The sequence below is a fragment of the Streptomyces sp. CB03234 genome (assembly GCF_001905885.1).
Taxonomy (GTDB): domain Bacteria; phylum Actinomycetota; class Actinomycetes; order Streptomycetales; family Streptomycetaceae; genus Streptomyces.
The window spans coordinates 659,103-681,189 of the sequence record NZ_LIYH01000002.1; the positions used below are offsets into that span (position 1 = coordinate 659,103).

General features: G+C 72.4%; 23 protein-coding genes. 13 read left to right on the top strand and 10 right to left on the bottom strand.

Annotation, left to right across the window (positions count from 1 at the left end; translation table 11 throughout):
• Positions 1-324: 324 nt before the first annotated feature.
• Complete coding sequence (locus AMK26_RS09820; RefSeq protein WP_003966491.1) at positions 325-492, top strand: DUF3117 domain-containing protein; 168 nt, start codon at positions 325-327, stop codon at positions 490-492.
• A 76-nt stretch (positions 493-568) separates the two neighbouring features.
• On the opposite strand, the gene AMK26_RS09825 is transcribed toward AMK26_RS09820, so the two are convergent.
• Positions 569-1,234, bottom strand: coding sequence for an O-methyltransferase (locus AMK26_RS09825; protein WP_073754117.1), 666 nt, complete (start codon positions 1,232-1,234; stop codon positions 569-571).
• Positions 1,235-1,377: 143 nt separating this feature from the next.
• Here AMK26_RS09825 and sigE point away from each other — a divergent pair, with 143 nt between their 5' ends.
• The 5 genes from sigE (at position 1,378) to AMK26_RS09850 (ending at position 6,326) form a co-directional block, all read left to right on the top strand.
• The gene (sigE, locus tag AMK26_RS09830) at positions 1,378-2,139 is read left to right on the top strand and encodes an RNA polymerase sigma factor SigE (protein ID WP_179166401.1); all 762 of its coding nucleotides are present in this window, start codon (positions 1,378-1,380) and stop codon (positions 2,137-2,139) included.
• On the top strand, positions 2,136-2,978 hold the full coding sequence (locus tag AMK26_RS09835) for an anti-sigma factor family protein (RefSeq protein WP_073754119.1): 843 nt from the start codon (positions 2,136-2,138) through the stop codon (positions 2,976-2,978). Before sigE ends, AMK26_RS09835 begins: the two co-directional genes overlap by 4 nt.
• A gap of 92 nt (positions 2,979-3,070) precedes the next feature.
• On the top strand, positions 3,071-4,906 hold the full coding sequence (locus tag AMK26_RS09840; RefSeq protein WP_073754120.1) for a S1C family serine protease: 1,836 nt from the start codon (positions 3,071-3,073) through the stop codon (positions 4,904-4,906).
• 150 nt (positions 4,907-5,056) lie between these two features.
• Entirely contained in the window at positions 5,057-5,506 is a 450-nt protein-coding gene (locus AMK26_RS09845) for a sec-independent translocase (RefSeq protein WP_073754121.1), read from the top strand.
• A gap of 130 nt (positions 5,507-5,636) precedes the next feature.
• Positions 5,637-6,326 (top strand): hypothetical protein, encoded by a 690-nt coding sequence (locus AMK26_RS09850; protein ID WP_073754122.1) that lies wholly within the window; start codon positions 5,637-5,639, stop codon positions 6,324-6,326.
• Between the two features lie 84 nt (positions 6,327-6,410).
• On the opposite strand, the gene AMK26_RS09855 is transcribed toward AMK26_RS09850, so the two are convergent.
• From AMK26_RS09855 to AMK26_RS09865, 3 genes are read right to left on the bottom strand one after another with little or no spacing between them, the layout of a single operon-like run.
• On the bottom strand, positions 6,411-7,544 hold the full coding sequence (locus AMK26_RS09855) for an Mrp/NBP35 family ATP-binding protein (RefSeq protein ID WP_073754123.1): 1,134 nt from the start codon (positions 7,542-7,544) through the stop codon (positions 6,411-6,413).
• A gap of 42 nt (positions 7,545-7,586) precedes the next feature.
• Positions 7,587-8,123 carry a DUF1003 domain-containing protein gene (locus AMK26_RS09860; RefSeq protein WP_073754124.1) on the bottom strand — a complete coding sequence of 179 codons (537 nt, stop codon included), beginning with the start codon at positions 8,121-8,123 and terminating at the stop codon, positions 7,587-7,589.
• A complete protein-coding gene (locus tag AMK26_RS09865; protein WP_073754125.1) occupies positions 8,113-9,387 on the bottom strand; it encodes a magnesium transporter MgtE N-terminal domain-containing protein in 1,275 nt (424 codons plus the stop codon). Before AMK26_RS09865 ends, AMK26_RS09860 begins: the two co-directional genes overlap by 11 nt.
• A 175-nt stretch (positions 9,388-9,562) precedes the next feature.
• Between AMK26_RS09865 and AMK26_RS09870 the strand changes: the two genes are divergently transcribed.
• Positions 9,563-10,327, top strand: a complete 765-nt coding sequence (locus AMK26_RS09870; RefSeq protein WP_073754126.1) for a hypothetical protein — start codon at positions 9,563-9,565, stop codon at positions 10,325-10,327.
• A 302-nt stretch (positions 10,328-10,629) separates the two neighbouring features.
• Here the strand turns inward: AMK26_RS09870 and AMK26_RS09875 are convergent, their stop codons facing one another.
• Together AMK26_RS09875 and AMK26_RS09880 are read right to left on the bottom strand one after the other, a co-directional pair.
• Positions 10,630-11,136 (bottom strand): hypothetical protein, encoded by a 507-nt coding sequence (locus AMK26_RS09875; RefSeq protein ID WP_073754127.1) that lies wholly within the window; start codon positions 11,134-11,136, stop codon positions 10,630-10,632.
• A 14-nt stretch (positions 11,137-11,150) separates the two neighbouring features.
• Complete coding sequence (locus AMK26_RS09880) at positions 11,151-12,284, bottom strand: magnesium and cobalt transport protein CorA (protein ID WP_073754128.1); 1,134 nt, start codon at positions 12,282-12,284, stop codon at positions 11,151-11,153.
• Between the two features lie 449 nt (positions 12,285-12,733).
• Between AMK26_RS09880 and AMK26_RS09885 the strand changes: the two genes are divergently transcribed.
• From AMK26_RS09885 to AMK26_RS09900, 4 genes are all read left to right on the top strand, one after another.
• A complete protein-coding gene (locus AMK26_RS09885; protein WP_073754129.1) occupies positions 12,734-13,324 on the top strand; it encodes a suppressor of fused domain protein in 591 nt (196 codons plus the stop codon).
• Positions 13,325-13,599: 275 nt separating this feature from the next.
• A complete protein-coding gene (locus tag AMK26_RS09890) occupies positions 13,600-14,238 on the top strand; it encodes a DUF6758 family protein (RefSeq protein ID WP_073754130.1) in 639 nt (212 codons plus the stop codon).
• Positions 14,239-14,313: 75 nt separating this feature from the next.
• Positions 14,314-15,180: a PHP domain-containing protein gene (locus AMK26_RS09895; protein ID WP_073754131.1), complete on the top strand. Its 867-nt coding sequence runs from the start codon at positions 14,314-14,316 to the stop codon at positions 15,178-15,180.
• A 183-nt stretch (positions 15,181-15,363) separates the two neighbouring features.
• Complete coding sequence (locus AMK26_RS09900; RefSeq protein ID WP_073754132.1) at positions 15,364-15,969, top strand: MarC family protein; 606 nt, start codon at positions 15,364-15,366, stop codon at positions 15,967-15,969.
• Positions 15,970-16,064: 95 nt separating this feature from the next.
• Here AMK26_RS09900 and AMK26_RS37225 read toward each other — a convergent pair whose 3' ends face one another.
• Positions 16,065-16,217, bottom strand: a complete 153-nt coding sequence (locus tag AMK26_RS37225) for a hypothetical protein (protein WP_198944026.1) — start codon at positions 16,215-16,217, stop codon at positions 16,065-16,067.
• Positions 16,218-16,391: 174 nt separating this feature from the next.
• On the opposite strand from AMK26_RS37225, the gene AMK26_RS09905 reads away from it, so the two are divergent.
• Complete coding sequence (locus tag AMK26_RS09905; protein WP_073754133.1) at positions 16,392-17,315, top strand: NYN domain-containing protein; 924 nt, start codon at positions 16,392-16,394, stop codon at positions 17,313-17,315.
• Here AMK26_RS09905 and AMK26_RS09910 read toward each other — a convergent pair.
• Both AMK26_RS09910 and AMK26_RS09915 read right to left on the bottom strand, forming a co-directional pair.
• Positions 17,300-18,169 (bottom strand): alpha/beta fold hydrolase, encoded by an 870-nt coding sequence (locus tag AMK26_RS09910; RefSeq protein WP_073754134.1) that lies wholly within the window; start codon positions 18,167-18,169, stop codon positions 17,300-17,302. The two genes, AMK26_RS09905 and AMK26_RS09910, sit on opposite strands and share 16 nt — an antisense overlap.
• 147 nt (positions 18,170-18,316) lie before the next feature.
• On the bottom strand, positions 18,317-20,461 hold the full coding sequence (locus AMK26_RS09915; protein WP_107420911.1) for a DEAD/DEAH box helicase: 2,145 nt from the start codon (positions 20,459-20,461) through the stop codon (positions 18,317-18,319).
• 272 nt (positions 20,462-20,733) lie between these two features.
• On the opposite strand from AMK26_RS09915, the gene AMK26_RS09920 reads away from it, so the two are divergent.
• Positions 20,734-21,489, top strand: a complete 756-nt coding sequence (locus tag AMK26_RS09920) for a ferritin-like fold-containing protein (RefSeq protein WP_073754135.1) — start codon at positions 20,734-20,736, stop codon at positions 21,487-21,489.
• 274 nt (positions 21,490-21,763) lie between these two features.
• Here AMK26_RS09920 and AMK26_RS09925 read toward each other — a convergent pair whose 3' ends face one another.
• Positions 21,764-22,030, bottom strand: a complete 267-nt coding sequence (locus AMK26_RS09925; protein WP_073754136.1) for a hypothetical protein — start codon at positions 22,028-22,030, stop codon at positions 21,764-21,766.
• Positions 22,031-22,087 lie beyond the last annotated feature (57 nt).

Genomic DNA, 22,087 nt, shown 5'->3' on the forward strand with positions numbered 1-22,087 from the left:
GCAGGGTCCCCTTTGCGGCTACGGCGGTGATGTCCCGCCCAGCATGGCGGAGATCATCGCGACCGGGCATGCGCCCGGACATGTGACCTGCGTCAAAGAAAGTGCGGCCCCGCCACCGTGTGCGGCGGCGCAGTATCGCAGGCGTATCGCCGAATTGGACGGTTTTGCGAGAGCGCGTTGCGTAAGCGATGCCGACCGATGTTGGTCATCGGGTCCTGCCATGCGGGATAATGACCTGGAAGCAATGTGTTCGATGCCGGTGATGCGTGCCCATGCCAGAGGGCCGTCGGCGACGATGAGCTGGTTTCAGGAAGGGGAACGAGCATGGCGGCCATGAAGCCGCGGACGGGCGACGGCCCGCTCGAGGTGACCAAGGAGGGGCGGGGCATCGTCATGCGCGTTCCGCTCGAAGGCGGCGGTCGGCTTGTCGTCGAGCTGACTCCGGACGAGGCCGACGCGCTCGGCGACGCACTCAAGAAGGTCGTCGGCTGACGCGGAACGCCCCCTGTTTTCCGAAAACCCCGGCACGGGTACGCGGTGACGCGACCGGGCCGGGGTTTTCGTACGGTCAGCCGAGCCGCACCGCGCACAGCAGCCCGTCGCCCACCGGCAGCAGCGACGGCAGCAGCTCCTGGCTCTCGCGTACCGCCCTCAGCAGCTCCCGCAGCCGGAGCACCTCGGCCGGCTGGGCCGCCGAATCCACCGTACGGCCGTCCGCGAAGACGCCCTCGAAGCAGACCAGACCACCCGGTCGCAGCAGGCGCAACGATTCAGCGAGATAGTCCAGGCACTCGGTGCGGTCGCCGTCGCAGAAGACGAGGTCGTAGCCGCCGTCCGCGAGGCGGGGGAGTACGTCGAGCGCGCGGCCGGGGATGAAACGGGCCCGGTTCCCGGCGAAGCCCGCCGCCCGGAACGCCTGCTTGGCGAACTGCTGGCGTTCCGGCTCCGGGTCCACCGTGGTCAGGACGCCGTCGGGCCGCATGCCCTCCAGCAGGTAGATACCGGAGACGCCGGTACCGGTGCCGATCTCCGCCACCGCCTTGGCGTCCGCCGTGGCCGCCAGCAGACGCAGCGCGGCGCCGGTGCCTGGCGACACCGAGGGCAGCCCCGCGTCCCGGGCCCGGTCACGGGCCCAGCGCAGTGCTTCGTCCTCGGCGACAAAGGCGTCGGCGAACGCCCAGCTCGTCTGCCGGTTGGCGGTAATGACCCTCTCCTGTCCCCGTAGTTGGCGCAACGGTGACTGTAGCCGTTCGGGCCCGGGAACCCGCAGATGGGACCGCGCGTTGTGGAGGGCAGGGGGAGCACATGGACCAAGACCGGAAGACGGCCCCAAATTCACGTAAAGATTCTTATCCGGAGCTAACGGGCGAGGTGGCTATGGTAGGGGCTCCACTGGACACCACCAGAGCCGATAGGGGAGGTGCGGCTGCGCCTGTGGATCGGGGAGGAGTGCTGCGGCGCCTTCTCAGGTCGGCGGGTGAGCCGAAATCCGTGACCGACACCGCTGACCGTTCCATGCCCGCCGACTTCGCACCCACCACCGCGACCTTCGCATCGGATGCGGAATCGCAGGCGTGGACTCCGCCCTCGTGGGAGGAGATCGTCAGCACGCACAGTGGCCGGGTCTACCGCCTCGCGTACCGCCTGACCGGCAATCAGCACGACGCCGAGGACCTCACGCAGGAAGTCTTCGTGCGGGTCTTCCGCTCGCTGTCCACGTACACGCCCGGCACCTTCGAGGGCTGGCTGCACCGCATCACCACCAACCTCTTCCTGGATATGGTCCGCCGCAAGCAGCGCATCCGGTTCGACGCGCTCGGCGACGACGCGGCGGAGCGGCTGCCCAGCCGTGAGCCGTCCCCGCAGCAGGTCTTCCACGACACGCACTTCGACGCCGACGTCCAGCAGGCCCTCGACACCCTCGCGCCGGAGTTCCGCGCGGCCGTGGTCCTGTGCGACATCGAAGGGCTGTCGTACGAGGAGATCGCCGCGACCCTCGGGGTCAAGCTCGGCACCGTCCGCAGCCGGATCCACCGCGGCCGGTCGCATCTGCGCAAGGCCCTCAAGCACCGATCGCCCGAGGCCCGGGCCGAGCAGCGCACCTTCGTGGCCGTGGGCGGGGAGGGCGGACCCGCGTGAGTGGCACACGTCCGACCCCCGCCGAGCACCACCTGGGGGACCGTCTCGCCGCGCTCGTCGACGGCGAGCTGGGTCATGACGCCCGTGAGCGGGTCCTCGCCCACCTGGCGACCTGCCCCAGGTGCAAGGCCGAGGCCGACGCACAGCGCCGGCTGAAGAGCGTCTTCGCCCAGGCCGCCCCGCCGCCGCCCTCCGAGGGGCTGCTCGCACGCCTCCAGGGGTTGCCCGGGGGTGCTCCGGGCGATGACGACGACAGGGGAGGACCCGGACCCTTCGGCGGCGACGCCGCGTTCGGAGTGAGACCCGGCCCCTTCGGCTATGCCGGGGGAGCGGATGCGGGTTTCCGCATCCACGACGTGGGCCGCCAGGAGACGGAGCGTTCGTCATGGCGCGGCCGGAGGTTCGCGTTCGCCGCCGCCAGCGCGGTGTCGTTCGCGGCGATCGCCCTGGGCGGTGCCCTGCCGACGGCCGCCACGGTGGACGCACGGGGCGACGGTACGGGCAACAACGTCACGCCGCTGCGGTCGTCGCCGGGCCAGGCCCAGAGCACGGGTACCGGCACCGGTAGCGGTGCCGCCGAGAACACCCGCCGCCGGGGCGGCGGGTACGGGCCGGTCAGAGCGACGGACCGGCCGGCCGCGCCGCTGTCGGCCGTGCCGCTCCACGCCGTGCAGCGGCCGGGAGCCCATCCCTTTCTGTCGGCGACCCCGCTGGGGGGTGCGGTGAGCGCGCTGAACACCACGCCGCCCGCACCGCTGATACGTCCCACGGGGCCCGCGCCGCTCCTCGCCACGGCCACCCCGTCACCCAGCTCGCTCCCGCTCCCCGTGGGCCGCTGACCGGCGCCCCCTGCGCGGCGGCCACCGGACCTGGTTGAATCCTGCGCAGGGGCGCCCCGACGGGGCGCGGACGGGTACGCAGCGGGGAGAACATGGACGACGGGAAGCCCAAGCCGAAGTGGTGGAGCCGCCCGATGCGGCAGCACACGGTGACGGAAGCGGGCACCCCCGCGCCGGGCTCCGCCCAGGCGCCTGAGTCGGCACCCGTGCCGACCACCACCCCGGCCGACCCCGAGCCGGACGCACCCTTGCCGGTCACGCCCGCGCCCCAGCCGGGCGCCGAACCCGGCCCCGAGCCGGCCCCCGCCGAGGCAGCCGAGCCGGGCCTCACAGCCGCGCCCGCCGCACCGTCGCCGGGCACGCTCGCGCCCCGGCCGGACGCCGAACCCGGCCCCGCGCCGGCCCTCGCCGAGGCACCCGAACCCGGCCCCGCGCCCGCGCATGCCGGGGCGCAGGGCTCGGCGGTGGCGCGGCCGCAGCCGTTGCATCAGCCGGACGAGTACAGCACCCCGCCCTACGGCGAGCCCGGGCCGTGGGCGCCCGCGCCGCCGGTGCAGCGGCCGATGGCGACGCCCGCGCACGGGACCGCCGTACCGCCCGCCGTACCGCCCGCGTACGGGACGCCGCAACAGCTCCCGCACCCGCAGCCGTCTGCCGCGGCGCACCCGCACCCGCAGTCCCCCGCCACACCGCACCCGCACCCGCACCCGCACCCGCAGCCGTCGCAGTGGTTGCAGTACGACCCCTGGAGCACCCCCGGTGCCGGGGCGCAGCAGCCGCTCAGCCAGGCCGGGCCCGGGCCCGTGCGGCGGAGCCGGAAGGGGCGCCGTGGACTCGCCGTGGTGGCCGCGCTGCTGTTCGCCGGGCTCACCGGCGTACTCGGCGGCGGTGTCGGCGCGTACATCGAGCGGCACGGCGGCCTCACCACCGTCGAGCTGCCCCAGGCCGGCCCGGAGGACGGCGACCGGGCACCCGACAGTGTCGCCGGCATCGCGGCCAGCGCCCTGCCCGGCGTGGTGACCCTCCACGTCAGCGGCGGCGGCGAGCAGGGCACCGGCACCGGCTTCGTGCTCGACGAGCAGGGCCACATCCTCACCAACCACCACGTCGTCGATCCGGCCGGCACCTCCGGCGACATCACCGTCACCTTCAGCGGTGGCGAGACGGCCGTCGCCGAGCTGGTCGGCAAGGACAGCGGCTACGACCTCGCGGTCGTCCAGGTGAAGGGCGTCTCCAACCTCAAGCCGCTGCCGCTCGGCAACTCCGACAACGTCCGCGTCGGCGACCCGGTCGTCGCGATCGGCGCCCCCTTCGACCTCCAGAACACCGTGACCTCCGGCATCATCAGCGCCAAGGAGCGGCCCATCACCGCGGGCGGCGAGAAGGGCGACGGCAGCGACATCAGCTACGTCGACGCGCTCCAGACCGACGCCCCGATAAACCCCGGCAATTCCGGCGGCCCGCTGCTCGATTCCAAGGCCCGGGTCATCGGCATCAACAGCGCCATCCGAGCCGCCGACAGCGGCTCCGGTCCCGACGGCGGCCAGGCCGGGTCGATAGGGCTCGGCTTCGCCATCCCCGTCAACCAGGGCAAGCGCGTCGCCGAGGAGCTGATCAACACCGGCAGGGCCAACCACCCCGTCATCGGCGTCAGCCTCGACATGAAGTACACCGGCGACGGCGCCCGGGTCGGCGAGAAGGCCCAGGACGGCGGCGCGTCCGTCACACCCGGCGGCCCCGCCGCCAAGGCGGGCATCCGGCCCGGTGACGTCATCACCAAGGTGGACGGCCAGCGCGTGCACAGCGGCGAGGAGCTGATCGTGAAGATCCGCGCCCACCGCCCCGGCGACCAGCTCCGGCTGACCCTGGAACGCGGTGGCAAGGAGCAGACGAAGACGCTGACGCTCGGTTCGTCCGCGGGTGGCTGAACGTCCACCGGGAGGCCACCACGAGGTCACCGCGAGGTACCGCCCCGGCAGTCCGGCCAGGTACCGTGTTACGGGCCCCCCGGCCCCGGGCCTGACCGAGCGGACCATCGACCACGGACCACGGACCGGACCCTGTGAAGGAGCAGCAAGGTGTTCAATGACATAGGCGCACTCGAGCTGGTGGCGCTCGTGGTCCTTGCCGTGCTCGTCTTCGGCCCCGACAAGCTGCCGAAGGTCATCCAGGACATCTCCGGCTTCATCCGCAAGATCCGCGACTTCTCGGAGAGCGCGAAGCACGACATCCGCAGCGAACTGGGACCGGAGTTCAAGGACTTTGAATTCGAGGACCTGAACCCCAAGACGTTCATCCGCAAGCAGCTGACGGAGAACGAGGACCTGAAGGAGATCCGCAGCAGCTTCGATCTCAAGAAGGAGATCAACGACGTCGCCGACGCGGTCAACGGCCGGGAGCCGGACGTGTCGGTTCCGGCGGTCCACGCCGGGGTCAACGGTTCGGCCGGTGCCGGTCCCGACCTGCTGAAGAAGGGCGACAAGCCCGACCACGGCGACCGCCCGCCGTACGACGCCGACGCCACCTGAGGCCCGCTCGCGCCGCTCTTCCGGGAGGAGTTCCCGCAAGGTGGCTATCCTCTCCATCTGTCCGGTTGCGAGAACCCCCGTCAGGGCGGTGCCGTACCGGACTCCACGGATCGAGGAGGCGGCCGGGCAGATGGAGACGACGAGTCGAGTAGGGGCGCAGGGTGCCGCACCCGGCACCACGTCGACGCCCGAGGCGACCGGGACGCCCGAGGGGGTGCCCGCGGCCCGGCGTACGGTCGAGGGTTATCTGCGCGCGTCGTTCCCCTGGTACGGGCTGGACGAGGCGTTCACCGGGCCGCGCTGGCTGATGCAGGTCGGCACGTCCGCCGACGGTACGGTCCAGCACGGGTCGATCGGGCACGGCGACGAGCCGTCGATACGGCCGGACCGGCTCGAGGCGGCGGACAAGGAGCGGTTCGCGGCCGTCGTCACGGTCGCCGCGAGCCCGGTGCGGCGCAGCGGTGACGGTACGGGGGTGCTGGACGCCACCACCGTGTCCTCCGCCGCCTGGCTGGCCGGCTCGGGGCTCCTCGCGTACACCTGGCCGCCCCAGTTGGACCACTCGCTGCGGGACGACTGGCTGGACCAGCAGACCGAGACGGCGTTCGAGCTGGCCGACGACCTGAACGGGCCGGAGTGGTCGACGCTCTCCCTGCCGGTCGACGGCGTCCCGGTGCCGTTCCACTACCGCGAGTCGGAGTTCGGCTGGGTGCTGGCCGGTACGACGGCGGCCGGGGTCCATCTGGGTGCGTACGGGCGGGGGATGAGCGCGTACGGGCTGGGCTTCGCGGTGGTGCGGGACATCGCCGCGTACGCGTAGGCCCGTACGGACGGCGCGTACGCGTAGGCCCGTACGGACGGCATGACAAAGGGGCGGCCCGCAAGGGCCGCCCCTTTCATGTGCTCAGAACTTGTTGCGCGGCGTGATGCCCAGGCTCATGCCCGACAGGCCGCGCTGGCGGCCGCCGAGCTTGCCCGCGATGGCGCGCAGTGCCGCGCCCGCCGGCGAGTCGGGGTCGGTCAGGACGACCGGCTTGCCCTCGTCGCCGCCCTCGCGCAGCCGTACGTCGATCGGGATGGAACCCAGCACCGGGACCGTGGCGCCGGTGGTCCGCGTCAGGCCGTCGGCGACCCGCTGGCCGCCGCCCGTGCCGAAGACGTCGACCATCTCGTCGCAGTGCGGGCAGGGCAGGCCCGCCATGTTCTCGACGACGCCCACGATCTTCTGGTGGGTCTGTACGGCGATGGAACCGGCGCGCTCGGCGACCTCGGCCGCCGCCTGCTGCGGTGTGGTGACGACGAGGATCTCGGCGTTCGGCACCAGCTGCGCGACCGAGATCGCGATGTCGCCGGTGCCCGGCGGAAGGTCCATCAGCAGGACGTCCAGGTCACCCCAGTACACGTCCGCGAGGAACTGCTGGAGCGCGCGGTGCAGCATCGGGCCGCGCCACACCACCGGCGTGTTGCCGGGCGTGAACATGCCGATGGAGATGACCTTCACGCCGTTCGCCGACGGCGGCATGATCATGTTCTCGACCTGGGTGGGGCGGCCGTCCGCGCCGAGCATGCGTGGCACGCTGTGGCCGTAGATGTCGGCGTCCACGACACCGACCTTCAGCCCGTCGGCGGCCATCGCCGCGGCCAGGTTCACGGTCACGGACGACTTGCCCACGCCGCCCTTGCCGGAGGCGACCGCGTACACCCGGGTCAGCGAGCCCGGCTTGGCGAACGGCACCTCGCGCTCGGCGGTGGTGCCGCGCAGCGCGGCGGCCAGTTCCTTGCGCTGCTCGTCGCTCATCACGTCGAGCGTCACGTCGACGCCGGTGACGCCCGCGACGCGGGAGACGGCCTCGCTCACGCGGGTGATGATCGTCTCGCGCATCGGGCAGCCGGAGACCGTGAGGTAGACGGTGACGGCGACCGCCCCGTCCCCACCGATCTCCACCGACTTGACCATGCCGAGCTCAGTGATCGGTCGGTTGATCTCGGGGTCGTTCACCGTCGCCAGTGCTTCACGCACCGCGTCTTCCGTAACCATACGGAGATGGTACGGCGCCGGACCCTGGCTCCGGAAAGGCTGTCAGCGGTCGGCTTCGTCACTTCCGTGCCGGGATCCGGCGCTCCGGTCGTCCAGCTCCCTGATGAAGTCCTCCAGCTCGGAGCGGATCCAGTCGCGGGTGGCGACCTCGCCCATGCCCATGCGCAGTGCGGCGATCTCCCTGGTCAGGTACTCGGTGTCGGCGATGGAGCGCTCGTTCTGCTTGCGGTCCTGCTCGTGGGTGACGCGGTCGCGGTCGGCCTGCCGGTTCTGGGCCAGCAGGATGAGCGGGGCGGCGTACGACGCCTGGAGCGACAGCGCCAGCGTCAGGAAGATGAACGGGTACTCGTCGAAGCGCCACGCGTGGGGCGCGGAGGTGTTCCACAGGACCCACACGACGACGACGGCGGTCATCCAGACGAGGAACCGGCCGGTGCCGATGAAGCGGGCGATCCGTTCCGACAGCCGCCCGAACGCCTCCGGGTCGTACGCGGGCAGCAGCCTCGGCCGCCGCTCGCCCGGCTGGTCCAGCCGGATGCGCGGCGAGGGCGGCCGCTCCTGCGCACGCTCAGCGGCCATGCGCGGCGTCCTCCGTGTCCGGGAGGAACTCGGTCTCGCGCCAGTCCTCGGGCAGCAGGTGGTCCAGTACGTCGTCGACGGTGACCGCGCCGAGCAGCGATCCGCTCTCGTCCACGACCGGGGCGGCGACCAGGTTGTACGCGGCGAGGTAGCTGGTCACCGAGGGCAGCGGGGTGTCCGGCGGGAGGGGCTCCAGGTCGGTGTCCGCGATCGCCGAGACGAGGGTGAAGGGCGGGTCGCGCAGCAGCCGCTGGAAGTGCACCGTCCCCAGGTACTTGCCGGTCGGCGTTTCGTCGGGCGGCCGGCACACGTACACCTGGGCGGCGAGGGCGGGGGAGAGGTCCTGCTGGCGTACGCGCGCGAGCGCGTCGGCGACCGTCGCGTCGGGGCGCAGCACGATCGGCTCGGTGGTCATCAGTCCGCCCGCCGTACGCTCCTCGTACGACATCAGGCGGCGTACGTCGGCGGCGTCGTCCGGCCGCATCAGCGTCAGCAGCCGCTCCTTGTCCTCCTCGGGCAGCTCGGACAGCAGGTCGGCGGCGTCGTCCGGGTCCATGGCCTCCAGGACGTCGGCGGCCCGCTCCTCCTTGAGCTTGCCGAGGATCTCGATCTGGTCGTCGTCGGGCAGCTCCTCCAGGACGTCGGCGAGCCGGTCGTCGTCGAGGGCGGCGGCTACCTCGGCGCGGCGCTTGGGGCTCAGGTGGTGCAGGACGTTGGCGAGGTCGGCCGGGCGCATCCGCTCGAAGGTGGCGACCAGGCTCTCGGCGCCCTGCCCCACCTCCTCCAGCGAGAATCCGGTCACGGCGGACCACTCGACGGTCAGCGTCTCGCCCTTGCGGCGCAACGCCCCGCCGCCGCCCCGCCGGACGAAGACCTTGTCGATCTCCCAGTCGCGGCGGGCCGGGAGCTGCTGGATGGCGACGTCCAGGACGGTCACCTCGGAGCCGTCCTCGACCAGCCGGACGCGGCGGTCGAGCAGCTCGCCGAGGACCAGGCGCTCGGTGGGGCGCTGCTCGAAGCGGCGTACGTTCAGCACGCCGGTGGTGATGACCTGGCCGGACTCGATGCCGGTGACCCGGGTCATCGGCAGGAAGATCCGACGGCGTCCGATCACCTCCACGACCAGGCCGAGGAGGCGGGGCGGGCGGCCGCCGACGCGCAGCATCGCGACGAGGTCGCGGACGCGGCCGACCTGGTCGCCGTTGGGGTCGAAGACGGGGATGCCGGCGAGGTGCGAGACGAAGATACGGGCGCCTGCCGCCATGCCGCACACCTCCTCGTGCGCCGGAATTGAGAACTTTATGCCGATTCAGGCTAGCCCGTCCTGGTGCGGGTCGCCCAGGCAGGGCGTCCGTCCGGCTCTCTGCCGACCGCCGTATACGACACAGGTACGCTGCCGTCTGCCAACCCCCCACGGTTTGATGAGAGGCAGTGCGCTGGTGACCCTTCTCGCCCCGGCTTCGCGCGCCCGCCGGGCCGCCCTCCCCCTCGTGCTGTGCGCCGGGCTGACCGCGGTGCTCACCTCCTGCGGAGAGGAACCCGTCGATCCGGACGCGGGCACGAACGGGATGGGCAAACTGTCCGCCACGCAGATCGAGTCCAAGGCACGGGCGGCGGCTGACGGCGCCAAGGCGGTACGGCTGTCGGGGAAGCTGGTCAGCAAGGGCGGTACGTACACGCTGAACATGCGGCTGAACGAGACGGGCGCGAGCGGGTCGGTCGTCACCAAGACGTCCACGTTCGAGCTGCTGCGGGTCGGTGACGCGCTCTATCTGCGGGCGGACGCGGACTTCTGGACGAGCGCGGAGGAGGAGCCGGACGACTCCGGCACCAAGGCGGCGGACAAGCTCGACGACATGTACGTGAAGGTGCCGCAGGACGACCCCTCGTACAAGCAGCTGCGCGGCTTCACGGAGATGAACGTCCTGCTCAACGGGTTGCTGGAACTGCACGGCGACCTCGTCAAGGGCGACCGCTCCAAGGTCGGCGGCATCCGCACCATCAAGGTCGCGGGCGGCCCGAAGGGCGAGGGCGGCACCCTCGACGTCTCCCTGGAGGGCACTCCCTACCCGCTCCAGTTCGCCCGGGGCGGCGGCGCGGGCGTGGTCGTCCTGTCCGACTGGAACAAGACCTTCCCCCTGACGCCCCCGTCCAAGGACGAAACCCTCGACTACGGCCGCCAGCTGCCGCGCACCAGCGACTGACCCTGATCGCCGGTCGCTCGCGGCCCGGCCGTGCCGGGCCCCGGGCGCCGGTCCGGCGTGGGCGCGCCCCGGGGCGGTGCCTGTCCGGTGAGTGGGGGCGTGGCCCCTCCGGGCTCACCTCCCCGAGGCCGGCGGCCTCGGGCTACGTGCTCGGGAGCCGAGCCTTCGCCGCCATCCTCTGCGGGGGCGACCCCGCACGGCCCCGCCCGGCCCCGCCCGGCCGGATGCCGGGTGCGGGTCGTCGGGTGAGGGGCAGGGCCCGTGCGTGCCGGGCGTCGCGGGCCAGGCCTCGCGGACACGACCTAGCGTTTCTTGCGCTTCAGCAGGAGTCGGGGGAGCGCCGCCGGGATGGGGTGGCGGGTGGTGGCCGGGGTGGGGAGCGGGGCGGCCGCCAGGGAGCCGTCCGGGTGGGCGGTGGTCCCGCCCTGCGGGGCCAGGCGCAGCACCCGGCACTCGCGGGCCCAGCGGTCGGTCATCGTCTCCGCGTCCGGGGCGTTCAGCCGCTTGCCCTTCAGCTCCGCGACGGCCGCCTCCCATGGTTCGGAGCCCGGGGCCAGCTCGGTCACGGCGGCCGTCCAGGCGACGACACGGCCGCCCTTGTCCTTGCTGCGTACCGTCACCTCGGCTGCGGAGCCGTCCGCCAGCCCCGGCAGCGGCTGCTCGCCCGGCCCGTCGCCGACGACGTACGCCGCGCCGTCGAGCCACACGTGCCACAGCGCGCGGGCGGGGCCCTGGCCCCGTACCCAGATGAGGCCGGACTTCTTGGTGGCCTCCTCGACGAGGGCCTGGTCGAGAAGTGCGTCTGTCATGGCACGCAGCTTAGCTACAGCCAGCCGTTGCGCTTCAGGGTGCGGTGGATCGCGAAACAGATCACCGAGATCCCGACCAGCACCAGCGGGTAGCCGAACTTCCACCGCAGCTCCGGCATGTAGTCGAAGTTCATGCCGTACACGCCGCACACCGCCGTCGGTACGGCGATGATCGCCGCCCACGACGTGATCTTGCGCATGTCCTCGTTCTGCGCGACCGTCGCCTGCGCCAGGTTGGCCTGGAGGATGGAGTTCAGCAGCTCGTCGAAGCCGATGACCTGTTCCTGGACCCGCGCCAGGTGGTCGGCGACGTCCCGGAAGTACTTCTGGATGTCGGGGTCCACCAGCCGCATGGGCCGCTCGCTCAGCAGCTGCATCGGCCGCAGCAGCGGCGACACCGCCCGCTTGAACTCCAGCACCTCACGCTTGAGCTGGTAGATCCGCCCGGTGTCGGCGCCGCGCGTGGAGCCCTTGGCGGGGGGCGAGAAGACGTCGATCTCGATCTGGTCGATGTCGATCTGTACGGCGTCCGCGACCGCGATGTAGCCGTCCACCACGTGGTCGGCGATGGCGTGCAGCACCGCCGACGGCCCCTTCTCCAGCAGCTCGGGCTCGCCCTCCATCCGGTGCCGCAGGTTGCGCAGCGAGCCCTGCCCGCCGTGCCGGACGGTGATCACGAAGTCCCGGCCGGTGAAGCACATCACCTCACCGGTCTCGACGACCTCGCTGGTCGCGGTGAGCTCGGCGTGCTCCACGTAGTGGATCGTCTTGAAGACGGTGAACAGGGTGTCGTCGTACCGCTCCAGCTTGGGCCGCTGGTGCGCGTGGACCGCGTCCTCCACGGCCAGCGGGTGCAGCCCGAACTCGGCCGCGATACCGGCGAATTCCGCCTCCGTCGGCTCGTGCAGCCCGATCCACGCGAAGCCGCCGCCCTCACGCACCTGCCGCATGGCCTCACGGGGCGTCAGGCACACGTCGGTCGCGTCGTCCTTCAGCCGGCGGCCGTCGCGGTACACGGCGCAGTCGACGACCGCGGTGGACGTCGACGGGTCCCGGGTCGCGTCGTAGGAGGTGTACGTGTTGTAGGGGGCACTGCTCTTGCGCAGGGACGGGCGGACCGCTGCGCGCAGGTCACGGATCATCGACATGGCTGGCTCCTTCACGGAGAGGCCGTCGCGGGGCGTGGCACAGCCCGGAATGGGGACGTGGCGTTCCTTACGTCCGCAAAGCGGGCGGCACCGCGGGATCGCGGTGACGGCGTTCGCTACAGACAGGCAAAACGGTGTGCTCTTCCGTCGTGCGAATAGCCATGACCTCACACTCACGCCCCATGAGGACGAGCGGGAGCAGGCAGGTGAGATGCCTCTCAGGTCACAGAGAAAAGCCGCGGGCGGAAGAGCGGTTGGTACTGCACGGTCGACTTCGATCCACCGCAGCCCCACCTCCTCCGGCCGGTCCCCCGTAAGGGATGACGTGTTGTCGGGACTGGAAAGCGACGCTTGGCGTGCTGTCCCGACCAGCAGACGGCCAAGACTATCAGCCGACTACGGGTCAATCCCTTACTTTGCCCGTTCCATACGCGTTCTATGCTCCCCGCATGGGAGAAGTTCTTGCTCTGGTCGAGGCCCGGCTGCGTACCGCCCTCGGTGACCCGGACGCGCGCGCCGCGGTGACGTTCCTGGGCACCGACCGCGTCGAGGTCCTCCGCTTCCCGGACGCCGCCCTCGGCCTGGTGAGATACGCCACGCTCGGCATGTCGGCCCAGCCGATGACCGACCCGGCCGACGCCCTCGCCGACCCGGTCAAGGGCCCGCGCGCGGAGCTGCTCCTGACCGTACGGGCGGGACGCGCCGACACCGACAAGGTGCTGCGCCCGCTCGCCGTCCTCGCCGCCTCGCCGCAGGTCGAGGGCGTGGTCGTGGCCCCGGGCGCGTCCCTGGACACCGGCGAACCCCTGTGGCCGGGCGCCCCGTTCACCTCCGTGCTGGTCGCGGAGCCCGGTGGTCTGGTGGAGGACCTGGAGCTGGACGCGCCGATGGACCCGGTGCGTTTCCTGCCGCTGCTGCCGATGACGCCCAACGAGGCCGCGTGGAAGCGCGTACACGGTGCGCAGGCGCTCCAGGAGCGGTGGCTGGCGGCCGGTACGGACCTGCGCGATCCGCTGCGTACGTCCGTAACTCTCGGCTGACGTCGGTCCGTTGGTCCCGGAGGCGGGCCGGTGGGTGCTGGGCTTCGGCGCGGGGTACGGCGCGGCGGCGGCCGGGAGCCGGCGAGGGGAACGGCAGCGGCACCTGGCCGGGTGTCGCGTGCGGGCCCTGGCGACGGACGGCAGGGCCGGGTCCACCGGTCCGGCCGGAGGAGTCCACATGGGTGCAAGACGCATCCATATTTGTGGGGGGAGCGGCACACCGGACGGGTGATCGTCCTTGACGAGGCGACGACCGGGGAGGACCGTTGAACCCTATGAGGGGCGAACCCAGTTGCCCGAAGTGCGGAGGCCGGGTCAGGGCGCCCGGTCTCTTTTCCGACTCCTGGCAGTGCGACGTGCACGGCGCCGTGCACCCGCTGCAGCCCGTGATCCCGCCCAGCGTGGAAGCGCTCGGCGTCGTCACGCACCGGTCCCAGGTGCCCGTCTGGATGCCGTGGCCGTTGCCGGTGGGGTGGCTGTTCACCGGTGTGGCGTACGCGGGGGACGACCGCAGCGGCGGCCGGGCCACCGTCGTCGCCTGCTCGGGCCCCGGGCCGCTCGGGGGCGTGGGGGAGCTGCTGCTGATCGCCGAGGAGCTGGGGGTGGGCCTGGGCGCGCGGTACGCCGGGCTCGACGGCCCCGACCCGGGCCCCCACATGTGCGTCGGCACCCGCCCGCAGGCCAAGGTCCTCGCCGCCGGCCGGCCCACCCCGCTCTGGCACGTCAGCGACGCCCCCGAGGACCGCGCGGTCTTCGCGGGCGAGGCCCGCGGACTGTGGCTGTGGGCCATCGTCTGGCCCGAGAAGTCGGGCCTGCTGATGTACGACGAGCTCGTCCTGACCGACCTCCGGGAGGCCGGCTCGGAGGTGGAGCTGCTCCCGTGCGGGGCGCTGAGCCCGAGACTGCTGGACTGACGGCGTGGGGACGGGTGTGAGGGCCGGTATCCTTGAGCAGTCCCCCGTCCGTCCCGAGCCCCGGAGCCCCGCGTCGTGCGCATCGACCTGCACACCCACTCCACGGCCTCCGACGGTACGGACACCCCCGCCGAGCTGGTGCTCGGCGCCGCCGCGGCCGGGCTCGACGTCGTCGCGCTGACCGACCACGACACCACGCGCGGCCACGCCGAGGCGATGGCCGCGCTCCCCGAGGGCCTCACCCTGGTCACGGGCGCCGAACTCTCGTGCCGGATCGACGGTATCGGCATGCACATGCTCGCGTACCTCTTCGACCCGGACGAGCCCGAGCTGGCCCGCGAGCGCGAGCTGGTGCGCGACGACCGCGTCCCGCGCGCCCAGGGCATGATCGGCAAGCTCCAGGAACTGGGCGTCCCCGTCACCTGGGAGCGCGTCGCCGCCATCGCCGGTGACGGTTCCGTCGGCCGGCCGCACATCGCCGAGGCGCTCGTCGAGCTCGGCGTCGTCCCCAGCGTCTCCGACGCCTTCACGCCCCAGTGGCTCGCCGACGGCGGCCGGGCGTACGTCGAGAAGCACGAGCTCGACCCGTTCACCGCGATCCGGCTCGTCAAGGCGGCCGGCGGCGTCACCGTCTTCGCGCACCCCGGCGCCGCCAAGCGCGGCCGCACGGTGCCCGAGTCGGTCATCGCCGAGCTCGCCGCGTACGGTCTCGACGGCATCGAGATCGACCACATGGACCACGACGAGCCCACGCGCGCCCGGCTGCGCGGCCTCGCCGCCGAGCTCGGCCTGCTGACGACCGGTTCCAGCGACTACCACGGCACCCGCAAGACCTGCCGGCTCGGCGACCACACCACCGACCCGGAGATCTACGGCGAGATCACGCGCCGCGCGACCGGCGCGTTCCCGGTCCCGGGCACGGGGGGACCCTCCCCGGCGTAACCCTGGGGGCCGACACCGCGCCCGCGACACCGCCCGCGGTGTGCCCCTCGGCGGACCTCCGCCCGGTCCCCGCGCCGCGGGACGCCGTCCGTGGCTCCTCGCGGCGGGATCCCGCCCACGAGACCTCAGCCCCATCCGCAACCGCAGTTCCCTGTACGACCCTCCTCCCGCAAGGCCCTCACTGTGTTCGACGTCGCCGTCTTCGGCTCCCTCTTCCTCACCCTTTTTGTCATCATGGATCCCCCCGGGATCACCCCGATCTTCCTCGCCCTGACCTCCGGCCGGGCCACCAAGGTCCAGCGCCGGATGGCCTGGCAGGCCGTCGCCGTCGCCTTCGGCGTGATCACCGTCTTCGGCATCCTGGGCCAGCAGATCCTGGCGTACCTGCATGTCTCCGTGCCCGCCCTGATGATCGCGGGCGGTCTGCTCCTGCTGCTCATCGCGCTCGACCTGCTGACCGGCAAGACCGACGAACCCAAGCAGACGAAGGACGTCAACGTCGCCCTCGTACCGCTGGGCATGCCGCTGCTGGCCGGTCCCGGCGCCATCGTGTCGGTGATCCTCGCCGTGCAGCACGCGGACGGCGTCAGCGGGCAGGTCTCGGTGTGGGCGGCGATCGTCGCCATGCACGTCGTGCTGTGGCTGACCATGCGCTACTCGCTGCTGATCATCCGCATCATCAAGGACGGCGGTGTGGTGCTGGTGACCCGGCTCGCCGGAATGATGCTGTCGGCGATCGCGGTGCAGCAGATCATCAACGGCGTCACCCAGGTCATCCAGGGGGCGTGACACCTCACCGCGACATCACTGCGCCCCCGTACGGATTCCGGCTCCCGACGATCGGGGCGGCGGAGTCCGCGCGGGGGCGCGGTGGCTCGTTCTCGTTATGAGGCCGTGGTCCCGGCCGGGCGGATCCAGATGCGCTGGCCGACCGAGGCGGCCTGCTGCACGATCCGGTTGACGGAGGCAGCGTCCACGACGGTGCTGTCCACGGCCGTGCCGTCGACGTCGTCGAGTCGCAGAATCTCGAAGCGCATGGGCTTCTCCCTTCGTCCTGAGTTGATCCTCCTGCTGGAGAACTGTGTTCCGTACGAGTGCCAACGGTATGTAGGGGGCAAACATTCCCTACGCTAAAGAAAATTTTCGGCCGTCTAAGTAATCCCAGATGGGTGGTGGCGAGCACCCGCCCGGCGGCGGACAATGAGCCCCGTATGAACCATGACGCGGACACCCCCGCTCCCAGCCTCGGCCTCACCGAACTCGGCGCACGCCTGGAGCGCACCAATGAGCTCCTGCAGCGCATGCTGGCCGAGGTCGCCAAGACGCCCTCGACACACGCCATCTTCGTCGACGCCGGTTACGTCCATGCTGCGGCCGGGTTGCTTGTGGCGGGCACCGAGGACCGGCGCTCCTTCGACCTGGACGCGGAAGGGCTCATCGAGGCCTTCATCGACAAGGCCCGCACCATCTTCGCGGACAGCCGGCTGCTGCGCGTCTATTGGTACGACGGTGCCCGGCGCCGCATCCACACCCCCGAACAGCAGGCGATCGCCGAACTCCCCGACGTCAAGGTCCGGCTCGGCAACCTCAACGCCAACAACCAGCAGAAGGGCGTCGACTCGCTGATCCGGACGGACCTGGAGTCGCTGGCCCGCCACCGCGCCATCAGCGACGCGGCGCTGGTCGGCGGCGACGAGGACCTGGTCTCGGCGGTCGAGGCCGCCCAGGGCTACGGGGCGCGCGTCCACCTCTGGGGCATCGAGGCGGCGGACGGCCGCAACCAGGCCGAACCGCTGCTCTGGGAGGTCGACAGCACCCGCACCTTCGACCTCGACTTCTGCCGCCCCTACATAACCCGGCGGCCCGTGACGACGTACGAGAGCGAGGGCGAGCCGCCGCCGTCACGCGACGAGGTGCGGTTCGTGGGCGCCCGGATAGCGGAGACGTGGCTGGCCGAGCGGGGCCAGGCAGCGATGGCCGAGCTGCTGCCCGGCCACCCGTACCTGCCCGGACCCGTGGACCAGGACCTGCTCATCGAGGCGGAGCGGGTGCTGAGCCGGTCCCTGCGCGGGCACGCCGTGCTGCGGCGGTCGCTGCGGGACGGCTTCTGGCAGCACCTTCAGTCGCGGTTCTGACGGTCCCAGAACCGGGACACGGCAGTCGCGGTCTCCACCGGCCGGTCCGTGTTCGGTGAGTGCTCGGCGCCCTCGACGCGCGTGCGGTGGGCGCCCAGCCGGTCCGCCATCGCGTCGAGGAGCGGCACCGGCCAGGTGTCGTCCCGCACGCCCGAGATGACGTGCACGGGCAGCGGCGGGCGCAGCGCGGCGAGCTCGTCCACCCGGTCGGGTTCCATGGTCAGTTGGCGGCCGGTGGCCAGCAACTGCGCCGGATTGTGCAGCAGCCAGCGGCGGCGGAGGTCCTCGCGGCGGCTGCCGGCCTCGTCGGCGTCCTCGGGCGGGTCCAGGGCGCGCATGGCGTCCCACACCTGACCCATGGTCATCACCGCGAGCGCGTCGCTCAGCAGCTTGATCTTCTCCTGCTGGGCCGGGGCGACCTCGGCGGGCCCGGACGACATCAGCGTGAGCGTCGCGAAGGGCCGCGCGTCGAGCAGTACGGCGGCGCGGGCGATCTGGCCGCCGAGGGAATGGCCGAGGAGGTGGACCGGGCCGGAGTCGAGCGCCTCCGCCTGGGCCAGCGCGTCGCGCGCCAACTCCTCCTGGGCGTACGCCTGTTGATCGGCGGGGCCGGGCGTCTCGTACTGCCCGCGGCCGTCGACGGCGACGGCACGGTAGCCGGCGTCGGCGAGCGGTTCCAGCATGGCGATGAAGTCCTCCTTGGACCCGGTGTACCCGGGCAGCAGGAGGGCCGTTCCCTTCGGCTCCGTACCGTCGGCGGGCGCCGCGTCCAGCACGGCGAAGTCACCGCGCGACGTGCGGAGAGCGTGGGCACGGGCGCAGGGGGGCGGGGTGAACGTGGGCGGGCGGCTCATGGAACGAGGCTAGCGGGGCGTGCGCCCCGGGCGCCGACACGGCGACGGCCCCGCCTCCCGGGTGGGGGCGGGGCCGTCGCCGTGTGCCTGATGCGGCGGTGGGCTGCCGGTCGTGGCCGTCAGCCGTCAGCCGTCAGTCGTGGGCCGTCAGCTCTCGGGCTGGGCGGCGGCCACGGCCTTCTTCGTCGCCCGGCGCCGGCGGGGCTTGGCCTCGGCGGCCGGCTCGGTGGCTGCCGGGGCGTCGGTGGTCACCGCGGCGACCGGCTCGGTGGCCTTGCGGGTGCGCCGGCGGGGCTTGGTCTCGGCGGCCGGTTCGGTGGCTGCCGGGGCGTCGGTGGTTTCCGGGGCGGTGGCGGCCTTGCGGGTGCGGCGGGGCTTGGCCTCGGCGACCGGTTCGGTGGCTGCCGGGGCGTCGGTGGTCACCTCGGCGGCCGGCTCGGTGGCCTTGCGGGTGCGGCGGGGCTTGGTCTCGGCGACCGGTTCGGTGGCTGCCGGGGTGTCGGTGGTCACCTCGGCGGCCGGCTCGGTGGCCTTGCGGGTGCGGCGGCGGGGCTTGGTGGGCTCCTCCGCGACCTCCGCCACGGCCTCGACCGGCGCGGTGGCCGCGGCTTCCGCCGCCGGGGCGCCCGCGCGGGTGCGGGTACGGCGCCGGCGGGGGGTGCGGGGCGCCGGGGTCTCCTCGGCCGCGGGGGCCTCGGGAGCCGTGGTGGTCGCCGCCTCGGCGGTCACCGGGGCGTCGGCCGCCAACGGGGCGCCGCCCCGCGTGCGACGGCGCTGACGCGGCGTACGCGTACGCTCCGGGCGCTCCTCCGTACGCTCCGTACGCTCCGTACGGTCCGAACGCTCCGAGCGCCGTCCGCGCGAACCGCGGCCGCCGGTCTCGCCGAGGTCCTCGACCTCTTCGGCGTCCAGGCCGGCACGGGTCCGCTCGGCACGCGGCAGGACGCCCTTCGTACCCTCCGGGATGTCCATCTCCGCGTACAGGTGCGGGGACGTCGAGTACGTCTCGACCGGGTCGTGGAAGTTCAGGCCCAGCGCCTTGTTGATCAGCTGCCAGCGCGGGATGTCGTCCCAGTCCACCAGCGTGACGGCGATGCCCTTCTTGCCCGCGCGGCCCGTGCGGCCCACGCGGTGGAGGAAGGTCTTCTCGTCCTCGGGGGACTGGTAGTTGATCACGTGCGTGACGCCCTCGACGTCGATGCCGCGGGCCGCGACGTCGGTGCAGACCAGGACGTCGACCTTGCCGTTGCGGAAGGCGCGCAGCGCCTGCTCGCGGGCGCCCTGGCCGAGGTCGCCGTGGACCGCGCCGGAGGCGAAGCCGCGCCGTTCGAGCTGCTCGGCGATGTCGGCCGCCGTGCGCTTGGTACGGCAGAAGATCATCGCGAGCCCGCGGCCGTTGGCCTGCAGGATGCGCGAGACCATCTCGGGCTTGTCCATGGAGTGCGCGCGGTACACGTACTGCGCGATGTTCGCGACCGTCGCGCCCTCGTCGTCCGGCGCGGTGGCGCGGATGTGGGTGGGCTGCGACATGTAGCGGCGGGCCAGGCCGATGACCGCGCCCGGCATGGTCGCCGAGAACAGCATGGTCTGGCGCTTCGCCGGAAGCATGTTGATGATCTTCTCGACGTCGGGCAGGAAGCCCAGGTCGAGCATTTCGTCGGCCTCGTCGAGGACGAGGGCCTTGACCTTGGACAGGTCCAGCTTGCGCTGCCCGGCGAGGTCGAGAAGACGGCCCGGGGTGCCGACGATCACGTCGACACCCTTCTTCAGGGCCTCGACCTGCGGCTCGTACGCCCGGCCGCCGTAGATCGCGAGAACGCGGACGTTACGGACCTTGCCGGCGGTGAGCAGGTCATTGGTGACCTGGGTGCACAGCTCGCGGGTGGGGACGACCACCAGCGCCTGCGGGGCGTCGGTCAGCTGCTCGGGCTTCGCCCGGCCCGCCTCGACGTCCGCGGGGACGGTGACGCGCTCCAGCAGCGGCAGGCCGAAACCGAGAGTCTTGCCGGTGCCGGTCTTGGCCTGGCCGATGACGTCGGTGCCGGAGAGTGCGACCGGAAGGGTCATCTCCTGGATGGGGAAGGGGGACGTGATGCCGACGGCTTCGAGCGCCTCGGCCGTCTCGGGAAGGATCCCGAGCTCTCGGAAAGTCGTAGTCAGGGTGCTGCCTCTTCTGTGAGACGCGGCATGAGGCGAACGCTTGGGGGTCTTACCGTGCCGGTGACTGTCCGGCCGCAGACCGCGAGATCGCAGCCGAGTGGCACGGGACCACTGCCGTCGCTCTAGCGTCATACCGCTGAGGGGCCCCTCATGTGCGGCGCGGTGCGCGCACGGAGGGCTGTCGGGTCGGAGCCGATCGGGCCACCGACCGGGCATCCTCATTCATGAGATGGCCCACCGAGTACGTACGAACATGACTGCATACTCAGCAGGCGCAATATCACTGTACCCCGGATCCGCGCAGGTGTGTTGGGTCAATTCATAAGGAGGGGGAGGTCACACTGCAGGCCGCAGTGGATGACCAGGGCCTTCCGTGCCGCGGCGGGCGGGCTATTGTGCGCTTTATGGAGACGCCTGACAACGCCGCCGCTTCCGCTGCTTCCGCTGCTTCCGCCGACGAACCGACCGGGATCGCCGCCCTGGATTGGGCCGGTGCCTCCGCCGAGCCCCAGTACCGCGCCGCGGTCGTGGACCTGCTCGGCGCGCTCGCGTACGGAGAGCTTGCGGCCTTCGAGCGGCTGGCCGAGGACGCGAAGCTCGCGCCGACGCTCGCCGACAAGGCGGAGCTGGCGAAGATGGCGTCGGCCGAGTTCCACCACTTCGAGCGGCTGCGGGACCGGCTGACGGCGATCGACGCGGAGCCGACGGCCGCGATGGAGCCGTTCGCGAAGGCGCTGGACGACTTCCACCGCCAGACCGCGCCGTCCGACTGGCTGGAGGGCCTGGTCAAGGCGTACGTCGGCGACTCGATCGCCAGCGACTTCTACCGCGAGGTCGCCGTCCGGCTGGACTCCGACACGCGCGCGCTGGTGCTGGCGGTGCTGGACGACACCGGGCACGGCAACTTCGCCGTCGAGAAGGTGCGCGCCGCGATCGAGGCCGATCCGCGGGTGGGCGGCCGTCTCGCCCTGTGGGCCCGCCGCCTGATGGGCGAGGCCCTGTCCCAGGCCCAGCGGGTGGTGGCGGAGCGCGACGCGCTGTCCACGATGCTCGTCGGCGGCGTCGCGGACGGCTTCGACCTGGCGGCGGTCGGCGAGATGTTCTCGCGCATCACCAAGGCCCACACCAAGCGCATGGCCGCGCTGGGTCTGGCTGCCTGACGGGGCGGCCGCCCATCCGCTGACACGGGCCCGTCCCGCTGCCCGCGCCGGTCGCCGTACCGGCGGGGGCGGCCCTTTCGGGGCCGGCGCGGAGCCGTGCCGGGGGCGGGCCTGAGGTTTCTGGGCGCCTGCCGCGCCGCGCGCTGGTGGTCATTCTCGGCGCGAAGCTGCCGCGCCCAGGGGCGTGGGGCGTCAGCCCCGACGTACAACCAGCCTCGCCCCGCCAAGGGGCCCGGGGGCGGAGCCCAAGGGGTACCGGGGCGCGCGGCCCCGGTCAGGTGGCCGCTGAGCGGCGCAGGCGGCGGGCCGGGCGCAGCAGCAGGGAGAGGACGACCGCGGCGACCGCGACCGCGCCGAGCACGGTGCCCAGCGCGTGGCCCGGGCCGAGCGCCGCGTGAGTGATCAGGGCGCCGAACAACGCGCCGAGCACCCCCGCGCCGAGGACCACGCGGCGTGACGGGAGCCGGTCGGCCAGGCGGTGGGCGGCCGCCCAGGACAGTGCGAATCCGAGCACGACGGAGCCGAAAGCTTCCCAGAACACGCGGATCACCTCGCGGACGGCGGGGCGGGCAAAACGGTCACAGGCCGTACTACCCGA